The 17444-nt window shown below is 70.8% G+C and carries 15 protein-coding genes and 1 other RNA gene; 5 read left to right on the forward strand and 11 right to left on the reverse strand.

Annotated features, from left to right (window positions below):
• Nucleotides 1–117 precede the first annotated feature (117 nt).
• On the forward strand, nt 118–495 hold the full coding sequence (locus ACQBAS_RS09055) for an NAD(P)-dependent oxidoreductase (protein ID WP_427383472.1): 378 nt from the start codon (nt 118–120) through the stop codon (nt 493–495).
• A gap of 13 nt (nt 496–508) precedes the next feature.
• A complete protein-coding gene (locus ACQBAS_RS09060; RefSeq protein ID WP_427383473.1) occupies nt 509–637 on the forward strand; it encodes a hypothetical protein in 129 nt (42 codons plus the stop codon).
• Nucleotides 638–711: 74 nt separating this feature from the next.
• Here ACQBAS_RS09060 and ACQBAS_RS09065 read toward each other — a convergent pair whose 3' ends face one another.
• The 3 genes from ACQBAS_RS09065 to hppD all read right to left on the reverse strand — a co-directional run bounded on the left by ACQBAS_RS09065 (nt 712) and on the right by hppD (nt 3306).
• A complete protein-coding gene (locus tag ACQBAS_RS09065) occupies nt 712–1095 on the reverse strand; it encodes a GNAT family N-acetyltransferase (protein WP_427383474.1) in 384 nt (127 codons plus the stop codon).
• Nucleotides 1096–1099: 4 nt separating this feature from the next.
• Complete coding sequence (locus ACQBAS_RS09070) at nt 1100–2005, reverse strand: RDD family protein (protein WP_427383475.1); 906 nt, start codon at nt 2003–2005, stop codon at nt 1100–1102.
• Nucleotides 2006–2097: 92 nt separating this feature from the next.
• Nucleotides 2098–3306: a 4-hydroxyphenylpyruvate dioxygenase gene (hppD, locus tag ACQBAS_RS09075; protein ID WP_427383476.1), complete on the reverse strand. Its 1209-nt coding sequence runs from the start codon at nt 3304–3306 to the stop codon at nt 2098–2100.
• A gap of 107 nt (nt 3307–3413) precedes the next feature.
• On the opposite strand from hppD, the gene ACQBAS_RS09080 reads away from it, so the two are divergent.
• Nucleotides 3414–3968, forward strand: coding sequence for an Lrp/AsnC family transcriptional regulator (locus ACQBAS_RS09080; RefSeq protein ID WP_427383477.1), 555 nt, complete (start codon nt 3414–3416; stop codon nt 3966–3968).
• Here the strand turns inward: ACQBAS_RS09080 and ACQBAS_RS09085 are convergent.
• The 7 genes from ACQBAS_RS09085 to ACQBAS_RS09115 all read right to left on the reverse strand — a co-directional run bounded on the left by ACQBAS_RS09085 (nt 3919) and on the right by ACQBAS_RS09115 (nt 12617).
• The gene (locus ACQBAS_RS09085) at nt 3919–5673 is read right to left on the reverse strand and encodes a DEAD/DEAH box helicase (RefSeq protein ID WP_427383478.1); all 1755 of its coding nucleotides are present in this window, start codon (nt 5671–5673) and stop codon (nt 3919–3921) included. The two genes, ACQBAS_RS09080 and ACQBAS_RS09085, sit on opposite strands and share 50 nt — an antisense overlap.
• A 124-nt stretch (nt 5674–5797) precedes the next feature.
• Nucleotides 5798–6775, reverse strand: coding sequence for a zinc metalloprotease (locus ACQBAS_RS09090; protein WP_427383479.1), 978 nt, complete (start codon nt 6773–6775; stop codon nt 5798–5800).
• A gap of 165 nt (nt 6776–6940) precedes the next feature.
• Nucleotides 6941–7255, reverse strand: a complete 315-nt coding sequence (locus ACQBAS_RS09095) for a DUF3039 domain-containing protein (RefSeq protein ID WP_427383480.1) — start codon at nt 7253–7255, stop codon at nt 6941–6943.
• A gap of 44 nt (nt 7256–7299) precedes the next feature.
• Nucleotides 7300–7860 (reverse strand): YqgE/AlgH family protein, encoded by a 561-nt coding sequence (locus ACQBAS_RS09100; protein ID WP_427383481.1) that lies wholly within the window; start codon nt 7858–7860, stop codon nt 7300–7302.
• Nucleotides 7861–8082: 222 nt separating this feature from the next.
• Nucleotides 8083–10485: a DEAD/DEAH box helicase gene (locus ACQBAS_RS09105; RefSeq protein WP_427383482.1), complete on the reverse strand. Its 2403-nt coding sequence runs from the start codon at nt 10483–10485 to the stop codon at nt 8083–8085.
• A gap of 229 nt (nt 10486–10714) precedes the next feature.
• Complete coding sequence (locus tag ACQBAS_RS09110) at nt 10715–11098, reverse strand: VanZ family protein (protein WP_427383483.1); 384 nt, start codon at nt 11096–11098, stop codon at nt 10715–10717.
• Between the two features lie 7 nt (nt 11099–11105).
• Nucleotides 11106–12617 carry an NAD-dependent malic enzyme gene (locus ACQBAS_RS09115; protein ID WP_427383484.1) on the reverse strand — a complete coding sequence of 504 codons (1512 nt, stop codon included), beginning with the start codon at nt 12615–12617 and terminating at the stop codon, nt 11106–11108.
• Nucleotides 12618–12750: 133 nt separating this feature from the next.
• Between ACQBAS_RS09115 and ACQBAS_RS09120 the strand changes: the two genes are divergently transcribed.
• Nucleotides 12751–13383, forward strand: coding sequence for an SIMPL domain-containing protein (locus ACQBAS_RS09120; RefSeq protein WP_427383485.1), 633 nt, complete (start codon nt 12751–12753; stop codon nt 13381–13383).
• A 104-nt stretch (nt 13384–13487) separates the two neighbouring features.
• Here the strand turns inward: ACQBAS_RS09120 and ssrA are convergent.
• Nucleotides 13488–13854, reverse strand: a transfer-messenger RNA (tmRNA) gene (gene ssrA / locus ACQBAS_RS09125).
• A gap of 138 nt (nt 13855–13992) precedes the next feature.
• On the opposite strand from ssrA, the gene ACQBAS_RS09130 reads away from it, so the two are divergent.
• Nucleotides 13993–17373, forward strand: coding sequence for a pyruvate carboxylase (locus tag ACQBAS_RS09130; RefSeq protein WP_427383486.1), 3381 nt, complete (start codon nt 13993–13995; stop codon nt 17371–17373).
• Nucleotides 17374–17444: the final 71 nt, after the last annotated feature.

Genomic DNA, 17444 nt, shown 5'->3' on the forward strand with positions numbered 1-17444 from the left:
CGAGGCGTTAACACACTCGTCACATGACGCGGCGTCCCGCGAAACCGTCAGGCGACACGCTGCCGGGATCGGGTCGATCCCAGGCCCGACATCGGGCACGTGAGGTCGGAGGTCATCATGACAGCGGTCCCTGCGGAGTGGCGCTCGCGCCTCGTGGCCCCGGGCCACCCGGATCGGCGCATCCTCATCATCGGCGGCGGGCCGACGGCGGCACGACGCGCATGTCAGTTCGTGCGCGACGGCCTCGCGGTGACGATCATCGCCGACCGCATCTGTGACTCGCTCGTGGACCTCCTCGTCGAGCGCGCCATCGAATGGGAGAACCGGCCGCTCGGCCCCGAGGACCTCGTCGACGCATGGCTGGTGCTGCCGGCCACGGGTGACCCCATCGCGGACGCCACCGTCTGCCGCTGGGTGGACCGGATGCGCGGACGCGGTCTCCCCCTCCGCGGGGTGGGCGCACTGCGGTCCTCCGTCAGCCCGCGGGAGCGCTGACCAACCCCACCTATTGACAGAGTGCCAATGGCTCGGGTCCTTCTGGCAGGCCGGCGGTGACGAGCTGACCCCAACGCTGAAGCTCAAGCGTCGCCCGATCGCCGACAAGTACGCCGACGTGATCACGCGCCTCTACAGCTGAGCGAGACGACGACGCCCGTGACCTCGATGGAGGTCACGGGCGTCGTCGTCTGTCACGGCTCTTGGTGGGCGCTGCTACTGCTGCGCCTCCTCCTGGGCCTGGACGGCCAGGAGCGACTCCCGCGACACCGGGTCGACGATCCCGGCGTACTCCTCGTGGCGCGTGAGCCATGTGGCGACGTAGGGGCAGACGGGCACGATCCGCAGACCCGCATCGCTGGTCTCGGCCACCGCCACGTCGACGAGGCGCCCGGCCAGCCCCTGGCCGCCGAAGGCATCGAACACCACGGTGTGGAAGAAGATCCGCTGGTTCTCGACATCGAGATAACTCGCAAACCCGGCGAGGGTGTCGTCCACGGTGATCTCGAAGCGGTGTTCGCCCGCAGCGTTGACGACCGCGACACGGTCGACGGCGGTGACGCCGTCCGCGCTCTGCGCAGTGGTGCTCTCGTCGCTCATGCGCTCACCGTAGACCATGGTACGGCGGCTGTCCGGGCTGCCCGGGCGGCGACGTCTGAGCCTGCTGGCTCCCCTGCACGACGAGGGTGTCGGCCACCTTGTCGTGCCAGGCCTGCCGCTGGTCGTCCCACGCCGGCCACAGCAGGTCGAGGATCCACCCGATGACCGCCAGACTCCCGATCACGGGGAGCGAACCGAGCAGGTTGAGCAGCAGCGGCAGGGCGTAACGCCGTGCGGCGACGGCCACACCGGGAGCGCCGGCCCGATCACGACGGCGGACGCTGATGCCCACGAGCCGCTTGCCTGGCGTCTGGCCGGACCGCGCGACGAAGCCGACGTGGTAGAGCACCCCCAGCAGGTACGACAGCACGACAGCGGGCACGAAGTACTGCATGTCGACGAGTGCCAGGGGGTCGAGCGCGTCCAACGCCGAGGGGTCGTTCGTCTCGAGGGCGTCGGCGAGAGCCGAGAAGAAGGGCTGCATGGCACGGTAGAAGAGCCAACCGAGCAGGACGAGCGTGACGATCCCCAGGACCACCGCATCGATGAGGTAGGCCCCGACGCGCTGCCAGTACGACGCCAGCGGCGTGCCGTCGGGGGCCGCGCGGAAGTTCGCGGGGGCAGTGCCCGCCGGCTGCTGCCGCCACGGCGCGGGCTGGCCCGGTCCCTGCTGCCCGGGCGTCTGGCCGTACTGCTGGTACGGGCTCTGCTGGCCCTGGCCCCCGCCGGGACCGTGCACGTTCCCCTCGTGACGCCACGTCAGCGTCGGGTCGACGGGCTGCGGCTGCGGCGCCTGCGGCCGCGTCTGCCGCGGAGTCGTGTGCTTGCTCCACACGACTCCGTCGAAGTAGCGGAGCTGACTGTCGTCCTGCGGGTCCTCGTACCAACCCGGGTTCTGCGGATTCCCCATGGGTTCACCCTCTCACGCGCACGACCCGACCCCGGCCGTCGTCCGACGGCACGCGAAGGGGGCCGGCGACGCCGGCCCCCTTCACCCCCTCGTCAGAGGTTGCCGCGCTTGTCCTGCTCGCGTTCGATCGCCTCGAAGAGCGCCTTGAAGTTGCCCTTGCCGAAGCCGAGCGACCCGTGCCGCTCGATGATCTCGAAGAACACCGTCGGGCGGTCACCCAGCGGCTTGGTGAAGATCTGCAGGAGGTAGCCGTCCTCGTCGCGGTCGACGAGGATCTTGCGCGACTGCAGCTCCTCGATGGGCACCCGGACCTGGCCGATGCGCTCGCGCAGCTCGGGGTCCTCGTAGTACGAGTCGGGGGTGTCGAGGAACTCGATCCCGTTGGCGCGCAACTCATCGACCGTCCGGAGGATGTCGCCGGTGGCGAGCGCGAGGTGCTGCGCGCCGGGGCCGCGGTAGAAGTCGAGGTACTCGTCGATCTGTGATTTCCGCTTCGCGATGGCCGGCTCGTTGAGCGGGAACTTCACGCGGTGGTTGCCGTTGGCGACGACCTTGGACATCAGCGCGGAGTAGTCGGTGGCGATGTCGTCGCCGATGAACTCGGCCATGTTCACGAAGCCCATGACCTTGTTGTAGAAGGTCACCCACTCGTCCATCTTGCCGAGCTCGACGTTGCCGACGATGTGGTCGAGCGCCTGGAAGAGACGCTTTGGCGCACCCGCGCGCTTGACCCACGTCGAGGACCGCTCGACGTAACCCGGGAGGTAGGGGCCGGTGTAGTCGCCGCGTTCCACGAGGGTGTGCCGGGTCTCGCCGTAGGTCGCGATGGCGGCCATCCGGACGGTGCCGTGCTCGTCGCTCAGCTCCTCGATCTCCCGCACGACGGTGGCCCCGGCCGCGCGCGCCTGCGCGATGCAGCGGTCCAGGTCGGGCACCTCGAGCGCGATGTCGACGACCCCGTCGCCGTGCGCGGCGTGGTGGGCGACGAGAGGGCTGTCGGGGTCGACCGCACCGTTGATGACGAAGCGGATCGAGCCGGAACGCAGGACGAAGGACTTGTGGTCGCGGTTGCCGGTCTCGGGACCCGAGTAGGCCTCGAGCTCCATCCCCCACGCGGACTGGTAGTAGTGCGCGGTCTGCGTGGCATTGCCGACGACGAAGACGATGGCGTCCCAGCCCGTGACGGGGAAGGGGTCGGTGCTCTCGTCGTACTCGACGAGCCCGACGAGCTGCTTGAGCGTCTCGAGGTCGAGGTCGGCGGCCCGCTCGGCCGGGGTCAGGTCAACGGAGGTGTCGGTCATGCCGTCAGGGTGACGCCTCGGCATGGCATGGGCAACCGTACGTCCTCAGATCGGTCAGTGTGCGCAGTGTGTTGCCGCAGATGGGGGATGCGGTGGACACTTTGACCATGACGACCCCGGACCGCTCCATCGACGAGCTCGACGCCCGCCTCCTGGCCCTGCTGGCGGAGCGGCCTCAGATCGGGGTCCTCGGGGCCTCCCGCGAGCTCGGCGTCGCCCGCGGCACCGTGCAGTCCCGGCTCGACTCGCTCGTCCAGCGCGGGGTCATCGACTCCTTCACGCCGCAGCTCGACCCGGCCGCTCTGGGCTATCCCGTGATGGCGCTGTGCACGCTCGAGATCCGCCAGGGACGCGGCCACGGGCCGGTGGTGCGTCACCTCGAGGCCGTGCCGGAGGTCCTGGAGGCGCACACCATCACCGGCTCGGGCGACCTCGTCATCCGGATCGTCGCACGGGACAACGCGGACCTGCAGCGGGTCATCGACGAGGTCGTCGACGACACCCACGTCATCCGCGCCAACACCTCGATCGCCCTCGCGACCCGCATTCCCTACCGGACGCTGCCGCTGGTCCAGCGTCAGCTCGACGCCGGAGCAGCCCCGCGGCGAGCCGTCAGCGGCGACCGACGAACCAGCGCCGGATCGCCTCGATCCGCGCCGTGACCTCGTCGGAGGTCGCCGCCGCGAGCTCGGGACCACCGCACGAGCGCCGCAGGTCCATGTGCACGTTGGCGTGCGGGACGCCCTGCTTCTTGGCGTAGGCCGCGACGAGCTTGTTGAGCTCCTTGCGCTGCGCGGCCAGCGCGCGGTGCGCGGACACCGGCTGCTCCGGCCGAGTCTGCGCGCCGGTCTTCTTCGACTGCTTCGTCTGCCGCTCGGTGAGCAGGGTCGCCACCTGGTCGGGCTCGAGCAGCCCCGGCAGGCCGAGGTAGTCCTGCTCGTCCTCCGAGCCGATCTCGGCGTGCAGGCCGAACTGCTGTGCGTCGAAGAGGACGTGGTCGAAGTGCGCGTCGGACTCGAGCGCCTCGAAGCTGCCCTCGAGGTCGGCGCTCGCACTCTCGCTGGCGTTGGCCCGCGCGAGCAGCCCCTCCTCCTTCGACCACATCCCGGCGGTGTCGTCCGCGGGGGTCCGGTCGAGGGCGTGGTCGCGCTCCTCCTCCATCGAGGCCGCGTGCGTGAGGATGAAGGGAACGCTGGGCAGGAAGACCGAGGCGGTCTCACCCCGGCGCCGCGCGCGCACGAAGCGCCCCACGGCCTGCGCGAAGAACAGCGGGGTGGAGGTCGACGTGGCGTAGACACCGACGCACAGGCGCGGGACGTCGACGCCCTCGGAGACCATGCGAACCGCCACCATCCAGCGCTGGGATCCGGCCGCGAACTCCTCGATCCGCCCCGAGGCCCCGGCGTCGTCGGACAGAACGACGGTGGGCTTCTCCCCCGTGATCTGTTCGAGGATCCGCGCGTAGGCGCGGGCTGCGGTCTGGTTCGAGGCGATGACGAGTGCTCCGGCGTCCTCGACGTGCCGGCGCACCTCGGTGAGCCGCTTGTCCGCCGCGGCCAGCACCGAGGGGATCCACTCCCCCTTCGGGTCGAGGGCCGTGCGCCAGGCCTGCGCGGTGAGGTCCTTCGTCATCGGCTCGCCGAGGCTGGCGGCGACCTCGTCGCCAGCCCGGGTGCGCCAGCGCATGGCGCCGCCATAGGCCATGAAGAGGACGGGGCGAACCACGCCGTCGCGCAGCGCCTCGGCGTAGCCGTAGGTGTAGTCCGACGACGAGCGCAAGATCCCGGACTCGTCGAGTTCGTAGCGGACGAAGGGGATCGGGTTGGTGTCCGAGCGGAAGGGGGTGCCGGTCAGGGCCAGGCGGCGCTCGGCCGCTCCGAAGGCCTCCCGGATGGCGTCGCCCCACGACTTGGCGTCGCCGCCGTGGTGGATCTCGTCGAGGATCACCAGGGTCCGTTCGCCGCGCGTGCGGCGCTCGTGCACCCCCGGGTTCGCGGCCACCTGCGCATAGGTGAGCGCGACGCCGTCGTACTCGCTGCTGTGCACCGCCGAGGTGTTGGCGAACTTGGGGTCGAGGTGGATGCCGACCCGCGCGGCCGCGTCGGCCCACTGGGTCTTCAGGTGCTCCGTCGGCGCCACAACCGTGATCGCCGTGATGATGTCGCGCTCCATGAGCTCGACGGCCACGCGCAGCGCGAAGGTGGTCTTGCCGGCCCCCGGCGTCGCGACGGCGAGAAAGTCCTTCTCGCCGCTCTCGAGGTAGCGGCGGAGCGCTTCGGCCTGCCAGGCGCGCAGCTTCGAGGCGGTACCCCACGCAGCCCGCTCCGGGAAGGCGGGTGAGAGATGGGTGGCCGCGGTCGAACTCATAGGTTCCCCACGATATCCGCGATTCGGAGCCCACGAGGACAGGCCCCGCCCGTGGGGGCGGGGCCTGTCCGTGACCTGCGGCGTGTCGCGCCGCCGTGGCGCCCGGCGGGCCGGGCGTGTCGGCTCAGCTGACGCGGAAGGCGACCCACTGGTTCTGCATGCGGGTCACCTGACCGGCCGTGAAGGTGTTCATGCAGGCGTCGTCGGTGTAGTCCATGAAGTTCTTGATCGGGTCGGTGCCTGCCTTCGTGGCGCACGAGTCGCGCCCCGTCGGGCATCCGTAGGCCGGGGACTGCTCGGCCGGGGTGTCCGTGACCTCGTCGCCGTCGCGGCAGCCGCCCTGGAACGTGTGGTACAGCCCGGCCCAGTGACCGACCTCGTGGGTCGCGGTGTCACCGAGGTTGTACGGGGAGGCGTCCCCACCCGGGAGGGACTCATCAAGGAGCACGACGCCGTCCATGGCGCTCACCGTGGAGGTGGGGAAGGTCGCCCAGCCGAGCAGGCCCGAGGCGAGGTCCGCCGTGTAGACGTTGAGGTCCGCCTTGCCCCCTTCGTGCAGGGCCGTCTTCATGGCCTTCTCCTCGGTGGATCCGTGGTCGAGCTGGTTGTACCAACCCGCGTTGTTCGTCGTGTCCGTCGAGGCGAGAGAGAAGGAGAGCCCGGTGCCGCTGTAGGCGTTGTTGAGGACCGAGATCTGGTTGCTGATCTGCGACGACGAGACGGCGCCCTTGGCTCCGTCCGTGATGGTGTGCCAGTGCACCGCGATCGTCGCGGGGACGAAGGTGCCCGGCGTGCCCGTGCCCGGCTTCCCCTTCTCGGCCACCTTGCCGTTGCTGCCGATCGTCAGCCCCTTGGCCGCGAGGGCCTTGTCGAAGGCGGCCTCCATGCGGTCCACCTGGGCCTGGCTGAGCTCGTGCGGGTCGACGCGGTTGCCACCGCGCGCGGTGCGGGCAAAACTGCCCGCTTCGTCGTGCGTCTCGCACGCCGCGGCCGCCGGTGCGTCGGTGGGGGCGACCTGGGCCGAGGCGGGGGCGCTCGTGGCGCCGAACCCGACGAGGGCGAGAAGGATCGAGGAGGTGGCGAGCGCCTTGCGGTGCGACATGCGTGTCCTTTCCGATGGCCCCGACGACCCTGGTGGGGTGTCGGTGGTCCTCGGCACGTTAGCCACGCGCTCGGCGCTCAGGGTCAAGCCCGAGGCCGACTTCCGTCAAGGTTTGGTCAACCGCACGGCGGTCATGGGCGCAGCGGCAGGACGCCGCCGCCTCGATCACCCCTGGTCGCCGTCGCCGCCGTCCTGCGGGGACCGCAATCCGTCGTAGATCTCCTGGCAGACCGGGCAGGTCGGGAACTTCTTGGGGTCGCGACCGGGCACCCAGACCTTGCCGCAGAGCGCCGTGACGGGCTCCCCCGACAGGGCGCTCTCGAGGATCTTCTCCTTGCGCACGTAGTGTGCGAAGCGCTCGTGGTCACCCGGCTCCTGGAGCTGCGGGATGACCTCCTCGCGCTCGAGGACCGCCGTCGACGTGGACGGCTGGCCCGTGGGGGCGTTGGGGTCGTCGAGGGGAGGCAGTGGCTCGCTCATCCGGCCAGTGTAAGCGTGCCCGCCGAGCCGAGTCCCGGTCCGGCTCAGTTGAGTGAGACGTCCTGCGGCATCGTCGAGAGCAGCGACAATTCGGAGCGCTGACGACGCAGCACCCGCGCCCACAACTCCTGCGGCTCGTGGCTGAAGACGTCCCCGGACTCGGCGTCGACGACGTACCAGCCGTCGTCCTCGATCTCCCCCTCGAGCTGTCCGGGCGACCACCCGGCGTATCCGGCGAAGATGCGCAACCCCGTGATCTGCGGCCGCACGACCACCGGCGGCGCGTCGAGGTCCACCAGGCCCACGGACCCGAAGAGTCGACGAATCCCGATCGGCTCGCCGTCGTCGCCCGGCACCGAGACGACCCCGATGGCGGAGTCGAGCCCGACCGGCCCGCCCTGGAAGACGACCTGCGGGCTGGTGGTGTGCTCCTCCCACCCCGGCAGGACCGAGTCGACCTCGGCGTCGACCGGCCGGTTGAGCACCAGGCCCTGCGCGCCGGACTCGTCGTGGTGCAGGACGAGCACGACGGAGCGCTCGAAGACGCCCCCGCTGAGCTCGGGGCTGGCCACGAGGAGGTGTCCGGTGAGGTGCGCGCTCGCCATAGGCCCCATTGTGCCCCTCGCCGGCGAAAGCCCGACGGAGCCTCGTCAGGCCCCGCCGGGATGAGACTCCCCCGGGCAGGGCTCACACAGCACTGTGCCCCGAACGCCACTGGCGTTCGGGGCACTGGTGTTTGGTGGTGCGTGGCGCCTCCGGCGTCCCATCTCACTGCGCGTGAAGGTCGCTCAGCGCGGTCGGATCGCGGCGGCGCCGCCACTCACGACTCAGTCGCGGTACGAGCGCTCGCGGTGACCGCCGCGAGCCTCTCGTGATCCACCGTCGCGGTTGCCGCGATAGCCGCCGTCGCGACCGCCGCGGTATCCGCTTCGGTTCCCACCCTGACGCGGGCCGCCGTGGCGACCGCCCCGCTTCGGGGCCTCGAGCACGCGGGCGACCTTCGTGTGGTCGACCGGCTCGCCGCTGGGGGCGCTGCCCCCTGCGGCGACGATGAGCTCGTCACCGGGGGTCACCTTCGCGGGGGTGACGTCGACGCCGGCGTCACGCGCCAGACGCTCCATCGTCCGCCGCTGGTGCGGCAGGGCGAGGGTGACGACGGTCCCCTCCTCACCGGCGCGGGCCGTGCGGCCCGAGCGGTGGAGGTAGTCCTTGTGGTCGGCCGGGGGGTCGACCTGCACGACGACGGAGACGTCGTCGACGTGGATGCCGCGGGCCGCGACGTCCGTCGCCACGAGCACCGGGAGGGTGCCGTCACGGAAGGCGCCGAGGACGCGGTTGCGCGCACCCTGGTTGAGCCCGCCGTGCAGGGCCGCGGCGAAGACGCCGGACTCACGCAACTGCATGGCGACACGGTCGGCGCCGAGCTTGGTGCGCACGAAGATGACCGTGCGCCCCTCGCGGTTGGCGATCTCGGCCGTGATGACCTTCTTGTGCTGCGGCTCCACGAGGAAGATGTGGTGCGCCATCGTGTCGACCGACGCGGTGGCATCGTCCGTCGAGTGCGTCACCGGGTCGGTGAGGTAGTTCTCGACGAGCTTGTCGATGCCCTTGTCGAGCGTCGCCGAGAAGAGCAGTCGCTGCCCACCGGCGGGCATCTGGTCGAGGATGGCCGTGACCTCGGGCATGAAGCCCATGTCGGCCATGTGGTCGGCCTCGTCGAGGATCGCGATCTCGACGGCGTCGAGGGTCAGCGCCTCCCGCTCGAGGAGGTCGTTGAGGCGACCCGGCGTGGCGATGAGCAGGTCGACGCCACGGTTGAGCGCCGCGAGCTGACCCGTGTAGGACAGCCCGCCGGCGACGAGCTTGTGGCGCAGGCCGACGACGTGCACGAGCGGCTCGAGCGAGTCGCTGACCTGCATCGCCAGCTCGCGCGTCGGGACCATGATGAGCGCGCGCGGCTTGCGCGGCTCCGCCTTGGAGCCGGCGAGGCGGGCGAGGGTCGGCAGGCCGAAGGCGAGCGTCTTGCCCGAGCCGGTCTGGCCGCGACCGAGGATGTCGCGACCCGCCATGGCGTCAGGGATCGAGGCGGCCTGGATCGGGAAGGGGGTCGTGATGCCCTCGCGGGCCAGTCGCTCGACGAGGACGGCCGGCAGGCCGAGGGCGGCGAAACCGTTGTCCTGGGCGACGTCCACGGGACCCTCGACCTCGGCGCGGGTCGCCTTCACCCAGGTGTCGGCCTGCATGCGCTCGGCCTCGGGGTCGACGTCCTGCTCGCGGGTGTCGCGGGTCGGTCGGTCGTCCCGCGAGAAGCGCGGACGGTCGGGGCGCTCGTCACGGTTGAACTCGCGACGCGGGCCGTGGCCCTGCGCGCCGAAGGCGGGGCGGCGAGCGCCACGGTCGGGGCGCTCGTCACGGTTGAACTCACGGCGCGGGCCGTCGAAGGAACGACGCTCACCGCGGTTGTCATCACGGTTGAACTCGCGGCGGGGGCCGCGGTTGTCCGGGCGCTCGTCACGGTTGAACTCACGGCGCGGGCCGTCGAACGAGCGACGCTCGCCACGGTTGTCATCGCGCTTGAACTCACGACGGGGACCGTCGAAGGAACGACGCTCGCCACGGTTGTCATCGCGGTTGAACTCACGACGGGGACCGTCGAAGGAACGACGCTCGCCACGGTTGTCATCACGGTTGAACTCGCGACGCGGGCCGCGGTTGTCCGGGCGCTCGTCACGGTTGAACTCACGGCGCGGGCCGTCGAACGAGCGACGCTCGCCACGGTTGTCATCGCGCTTGAACTCACGACGCGGGCCGTCGAACGAGCGACGCTCACCGCGGTTGTCATCACGGTTGAACTCACGACGCGGGCCGTCAAACGAACGACGCTCGCCACGGTTGTCATCACGGTTGAACTCACGACGCGGGCCGCGGTTGTCCGGACGCTCGTCGCGGTTGAACTCACGACGGGGACCGTCGAACGAGCGACGCTCACCGCGGTTGTCATCGCGGTTGAACTCACGACGGGGACCGTCGAAGGAACGACGCTCGCCACGGTTGTCGGGGCGCTCGTCGCGACGGGGGCGGTCGAAGGACCGCTCGCCGGTGCGCTCGCGACGCTTGTCGGACGGCGTGGCGCCGCCCTGTCCGCGGTGGTGCGGCTTCTTGGTCTTGGCGGCCTTCTGGGCCGTGGTCCAGCGCGCCTTCTTGGGTTCGGTCGACGACTTCTTGGGCATGAAAAAATCACTCACTTCAGCAACTCGAAACAGGTACGTCTCGGGTCACCTGGCGAGGGAAACTAAAGAAGACGAACCTCAGGTGCGTTGCACCCGGTGGGCCAGATCAACATGTGTCATCCGGCGGGACCAGTCGGAGTAGGAATCAGGATGGGGAGCGTCATCGCTCCGGGGGCGCAGCCATGCGCGCCGAACTGGTCCGTCCATGCTACCAGCCCTCGGGGCTGCCTCAGGACACGCGGCGCGGACCCCGGATGAGGAGCGCCAGCGCGAGGCCCAGACCCACCCCCGCCAGGTCGGCCAGGGCGTCGGACACGTCGCCCGAGCGCCCACGGAGCGCGACGTGTTGCACGAGCTCGCTCACCGGCGCGTGCAGCGCGAAGACGGCCACGAGCGGGACGAGGGGGAGCCTCGCGCGCAGCCCGGCCAGGACGGGCGCCGCGAAGAGCAGCACGTGCATGACCTTGTCCGACCACGAGACGGGGCCGGACACCGCGACCCGCGGCCAGTAGAGCGAGAGCAGGTGCACCGCGAGCAACACCACGAAGGCGGCCGCCCACGGTCGGGCGCCGCGGGCGACCTTCGCCGGCTGTCCGTCGAGCGCCGTTGACATCCCTCGGTCAGCGACCGGCCGGGACGTAGCCGTCCGAGCCGTCCGACGCGGCCAGCCCGTCGGCGTCGCTCAGGTCACCGATGATCGCGGTGCGATCGGCCAGCGAGGGGACCTGGGTGCCGGAGTGCTTCACGGCCTCGACGACGGCAGCGGCCACGCGTTTCATCACGTCCGGGTGGAAGACGCTCGGGATGATGTAGGCCGCGTTGAGCTCGTCCTCCCCCACCGTCGAGGCGATGGCGTCCGCGGCGGCCTGGAGGACGTCGAGGTCGATGCGGGTCGAGGCGGCGTCGAGCAGGCCGCGGAAGACGCCGGGGAAGGCGAGGACGTTGTTGATCTGGTTCGAGAAGTCCGAGCGGCCGGTCGCGACGACGGCGGCGTGCTCGGCCGCCTCCACCGGGTCGACCTCGGGCACGGGGTTGGCCATGGCGAAGACGATGGCGCCGTCGGCCATGGTCGCGATGTCGTCACCGCGCAGGATGTTCGGCGCCGACACCCCGATGAAGACGTCGGCGTTGCGGACCGCGTCGCGCAGTGTGCCGGTGTGACCGTCGGCGTTGGTGTTGGCTGCGATCCAGCCCAGACCGGTCTCGACCCCGAGCCCGACGATGTCCTCTCGACCCGAGTGCACGATCCCGTTGATGTCCGTGACGAGGACGTGCTGGGCGCCGGCGTGCATGAGGAGCCGCAGGATCGCGCTGCCCGCGGCGCCCGCGCCGCTGAGCACGATCTTGACGTCGGCGAGATCCTTCTCGACGACGCGCAGCGCGTTGCGCAGGGCGGCCAGGGCCACGATCGCCGTGCCGTGCTGGTCGTCGTGGAAGACGGGGATGTCGAGTTCCTCGCGCAGCCGGGCCTCGATCTCGAAGCAGCGGGGCGCGGAGATGTCCTCGAGGTTGATGCCGGCGAAGACCGGCGAGATCGCCTTGACCGCCGCGATGATCTCCTCGGTATCGGTCGTGTCGAGGCAGATCGGGAAGGCGTCGATGTTGGCGAACCGCTTGAAGAGGGCCGCCTTGCCCTCCATGACGGGCAGCGCCCCGAGCGGGCCGATGTTGCCGAGGCCGAGCACGGCGGTGCCGTCGGTGACGACCGCGATGGTGTTGCGCTTGATCGTCAGGCGACGGGCGTCCTCGGGGTGCTCGGCGATGGCCTGGCAGACGCGGGCGACGCCCGGGGTGTAGATGAGCGAGAGGTCGTCACGGTTGCGGATCGGCATCTTGGAGCGGATCTCGATCTTGCCGCCGAGGTGAGCGAGGAAGGTGCGGTCGGAAACCTTGTCGATCACCACGCCCTCGACGCTGCGCACGATCTCGACAAGGCGCTCCGCGTGGTCGGTGTCGCTGGCCATCACCGTGAGGTCGACCTGAAGTCGCTTGTGGCCCGATTGCGTCACGTCGAGGCCGGTGACGACGCCTCCGTCCTTCTCGACGAGGCTCGTGAGCTGGCTGACGCTCGTGGCCTGGGCGGGGATCGTGAGGCGGATGGTGATGGAGTTGGACACTGACGGCGCGGGCATGACTCCATCAAACCAACTACCCGCCGGTATCCGGCAACCGGTGCCGAGGCGGCCATCGCCCGTCGTCGGGCGGACCGGGGCCAATCCGGCGAAGTCCCTCCCTGCCGTGGTGGGCCAGTCGTAGTCTCGTGGCATGAGCCACCACACGTCGCAGCCCGCGGAGTACCTCGAGGTCACCGGCACCGGCGTCGCCAGCGCGACCCCCGACGTCGTGCGCCTCGATCTGGGCGTGCACGTCACCAAGCCCTCCGTCGCGCAGGCCATGGTGGGCGCCGACGCCGCCATGCGCACGTTGGTCGATGCCTGCCGGGCCGAAGGCGGGCCCGACGGCGTGGTCCTGCACACGACCGGGGCCGGCGTCCACGAGGATCCCCTCGAGTCGGACACGCCCCGCCGCTACACCGCCCGGCAGTCGCTGACGTGCCGCGTCTCCGATCGTCAGCTCGCCGGTGAACTGACCTCGACGCTGAGCCGTGCCGTCGGCGACGCCCTGACGATCCACCACATCGGCTTCGAGATCGCCGACCCCGAGCCCCTCGCGGAGCGGGCGCGCGAGGCCGCCTTCGCCGATGCCCGTCGCATCGCCGAGCAGTACGCGGCGCTGGCGGGTCGTGAGCTGGGGCGCGTCGTCCTCGTGACCGACTCCACCACCGGCGCCGAGGGACCGCCCCACCTCCTCGCCAAGATGCGAGCCGGCGGCATGCCGCTCGAGGCCGGCGGGTCGAGCGTCACCGCGTCCGTGACGGTGCGCTGGGAGTGGGCCTGACGGCGGAGCCGCCGACACGACGACCGCTGACAGCCGGACATGCGGAAGGCCCGGTCGCCTGACCGGGCCCTCCCGAGCAACTCGCGTGACGTGTGCACTGTGGGTGGTGGAGGTGGCGGGAATTGAACCCGCGTCCACTGACGGATGACCAGGACTTCTCCGGGTGCAGTGTGCTGTGGATTTTCTCGGCCCCGGAGCTCGCGCACACACGTTCTCCGACAGGCCCAGTCGAGTAGGAGTCCCGCGCAACCCCTCGACATGGTTGCGCAGCAAGTTCTCTAGCTGGCGCCAGACACTGAGGCGAGAACTAACTCAGGCTGACGGACTTCGAGGCTCGCTCAGGCGGCGAGGGCGAAGTCGGTGCGCTTGGAATCGGCACCTATTGGTTTACACGGAGCGTTTACGAGATAACCGTGCATCCTCGACCCGCTTCCCCTGGTGAACCGATCAATGTCGAAACCGATCACCCCCATGGGGCACACGTCACGCTGTTGAGTTGTCGTCCTGCACTGTAACTCGTCCAACCACCACCCGGACAACGACATTCCCCCGCGGCGACCGCTGGCTAGAGTCAGCGACACGTCCGCATTCCAGCGAAGGAGCCACATCGTGTTCCGCAAGGTCCTGGTCGCCAACCGTGGCGAGATCGCCGTCCGCGCCTTCCGCGCCGCCACCGAACTGGGCGCGACGACCGTCGCCGTCTTCCCGCACGAGGACCGCAACTCCGAGCACCGGCTCAAGGCCGACGAGGCCTACCAGATCGGGCAGCCGGGCCACCCGGTCCGCGCCTACCTCGATCCCGAGGGGATCGTCGCGACGGCCGTGAAGGCGGGCGCGGACGCGGTCTACCCCGGCTACGGCTTCCTCTCCGAGAACCCCGACCTGGCGGAGGCGTGTGCCGCCGCCGGGCTCACCTTCGTCGGGCCGCCGTCCGACGTCCTGCACCTGACCGGCGACAAGTCGCGAGCCATCGCCGCCGCGCGCGCGGCCGGCCTGCCGACCCTCGACAGCGTCCCCCCGAGCACGGACGTCGACGCCCTCGTCGAGCAGGCCGAGGAGGTGGGCTTCCCCATCTTCGTCAAGGCCGTCGCCGGCGGTGGCGGTCGCGGCATGCGCCGCGTGGAGCGACGCGAGGACCTGCGCGACGCCATCGGCGCCGCCATGCGCGAGGCGGAGTCCGCCTTCGGCGATGCCACGGTCTTCCTCGAGCAGGCCGTCGTCGACCCGCGGCACATCGAGGTCCAGATCCTCGCCGACGGCGCGGGCAACGTCGTCCACCTCTACGAGCGCGACTGCTCGGTGCAGCGCCGCCATCAGAAGGTCGTCGAGATCGCGCCGGCACCCAACCTCGACCCCGAGCTGCGCGACCGGATGTGCGCCCACGCCGTCGCCTTCGCGAAGGAGATCGGTTACGTCAACGCTGGCACCGTCGAGTTCCTGCTCGCACCGGACGGTCGCTACGTCTTCATCGAGATGAACCCGCGCATCCAGGTCGAGCACACCGTCACCGAGGAGATCACCGACGTCGACCTCGTCGGCCTCCAGCTGCGGATCGCCAGCGGCGAGACCCTCCCCGAGATCGGCCTGGCGCAGGAGGACATCGTCGTGCGCGGCGCCGCCCTCCAGTGCCGGATCACGACCGAGGACCCGGCCAACGAGTTCCGCCCCGACACCGGCGTCATCACGGTCTATCGCTCCGCGGGTGGCGCGGGGGTGCGCCTCGACGGCGGCACGATCTTCGTCGGCGCCGAGGTGAGCGCCCACTTCGACTCGATGCTCGTGAAGCTGACCTGTCGCGGACGCGACTTCCCGCTCGCGGTGAGCCGCGCGCGCCGGGCCCTCGCCGAGTTTCGCGTCCGCGGCGTGGCGACGAACATCCCCTTCCTCCAGGCGCTCCTCGACGAGCCCGACTTCCTCGCAGGCCGGCTCTCCACCTCCTTCATCGACCAGCGCCCGCACCTGCGCACATCGCGGACCCCCGCGGACCGCGGCACCAAGCTGCTGCGCCACATCGCCGAGGTGACGGTCAACAAGCCCCACGGCGAGGCGACGACGACCGTCGCTCCCGCGAGTCGCCTACCCGCCACCGACCTGTCCGCCGCGCCGCCCGCGGGGTCGCGCGACCTGCTGACCCGCGTCGGCCCGCAGGAGTGGGCCCGGGCGCTGCGTGAGCAGACCGCCGTCGCGGTGACGGACACGACCTTCCGCGACGCCCACCAGTCGCTGCTCGCGACCCGGATGCGCACCCGCGACCTGCTGGCCGTGGCACCGCACGTCGCCCGGACGACCCCGCAACTGCTGAGCGTCGAATGCTGGGGCGGCGCGACCTACGACGTGGCCCTGCGCTTCCTCGCCGAGGACCCGTGGGAGCGGCTGGCGCTGCTGCGCGAGGCCATGCCCAACCTGCCGCTCCAGATGCTCCTGCGCGGCCGCAACACCGTCGGCTACACGCCCTACCCGACCGAGGTCACGGACGCCTTCGTCACCGAGGCCGCCCGCACCGGGGTCGACGTCTTCCGCATCTTCGACGCCCTCAACGACGTGTCCCAGATGCGTCCCGCCATCGACGCCGTGCGCGCCACGGGGACAGCCGTCGCCGAGGTCGCGCTCTGCTACACCGGCGACCTGCACGGCCGCGACGAGCGGCTCTACACGCTCGACTACTACCTCCGGCTGGCCGAGCAGATCGTCGAGGCGGGAGCGCACGTCCTCGCCGTCAAGGACATGGCCGGACTGCTGCGCGCACCGGCCGCCCGCACCCTCGTCAGCGCCCTGCGCGAGCGGTTCGACCTGCCGGTGCACCTCCACACCCACGACACCGCCGGCGGCCAGTTGGGGACGCTGCTGGCCGCCGTCGACGCGGGTGTCGACGCCGTCGACGTGGCCAGCGCACCGATGTCGGGCACGACGAGCCAGGTCTCCATGAGCGCCCTCATCGCCGCCACGGACGGCACCGAGCGCGCCACCGGACTCGACCTGTCGGCGGTCTGCGACCTCGAGCCCTACTGGGAGGGAGTGCGGCGCCTCTACGCCCCCTTCGAGTCCGGCCTCGCCTCCCCCACCGGCCGCGTCTACACCCACGAGATCCCCGGCGGTCAGCTGTCCAACCTGCGTCAGCAGGCGATCGCCCTCGGACTCGGTGAGCGCTTCGAGGCGGTCGAGGACATGTATGCCGCGGCCAACGACATCCTCGGCAACATCGTCAAGGTGACGCCGAGCAGCAAGGTCGTCGGTGACCTTGCCCTCGCCCTCGTCGGCGCCGACGCGGACCCGGCCGACTTCGAGGAGAACCCCACCGCCTACGACATCCCGCAGTCCGTCATCGGCTTCCTCGACGGCGAGCTCGGTGACCCGCCCGGCGGCTGGCCCGAGCCCTTCCGAACGAAGGCGCTCGCCGGCCGACCCCCACGCCCCGCCCGGGACGAGGAACTCACCGCCGAGGACGCCGCCGCGCTTGCCGCGGACCCGCGCCCCACGCTCAACCGGCTGCTCTTCCCCGGCCCGTCCGCGGAGTTCCTCGCCTCGCGCGAGGCCTACTCCGACCTCTCCGTGCTCGGCACGCGCACCTACCTGCACGGCCTCGAGACCGGCACCGAGACCGAGATCGACATCGAGCCCGGCAAGACCCTCATCATCGGACTGCAGTCGATCTCCGACGCCGATGCGCGTGGCCTCCGGACCGTGATGATGACGCTCGGCGGCCAGCTGCGGCCGGTGCAGGTGCGCGACGAATCGGTGGCCGTCGACGTCAAGGCTGCGGAACGGGCCGACCCGAGCGTCAAGGGCCAGGTGCCCGCCCCCTTCGCCGGCGTCGTGACCCTCCATGTCGAGGCCGGCCAGGCCATCGAGGCGGGCGCCGTCGTCGCGACGATCGAGGCCATGAAGATGGAGGCCAACATCACCTCCCCCCTCGCCGGCACGGTCGAGCGGCTGGCGATCAGCGGCCCTCAGCAGGTCGAAGGCGGTGACCTGCTGGTCGTCGTCGCCTGAATCCCGACACCGCGGTCACCTCGGTGGCGCGCGGTCCCCGATCCGTGCGAGGGTCGACGGACCGTCCCCGG

Source organism: Janibacter zhaoxuefangae (genome assembly GCF_050271985.1).
Classification (GTDB): Bacteria; Actinomycetota; Actinomycetes; order Actinomycetales; family Dermatophilaceae.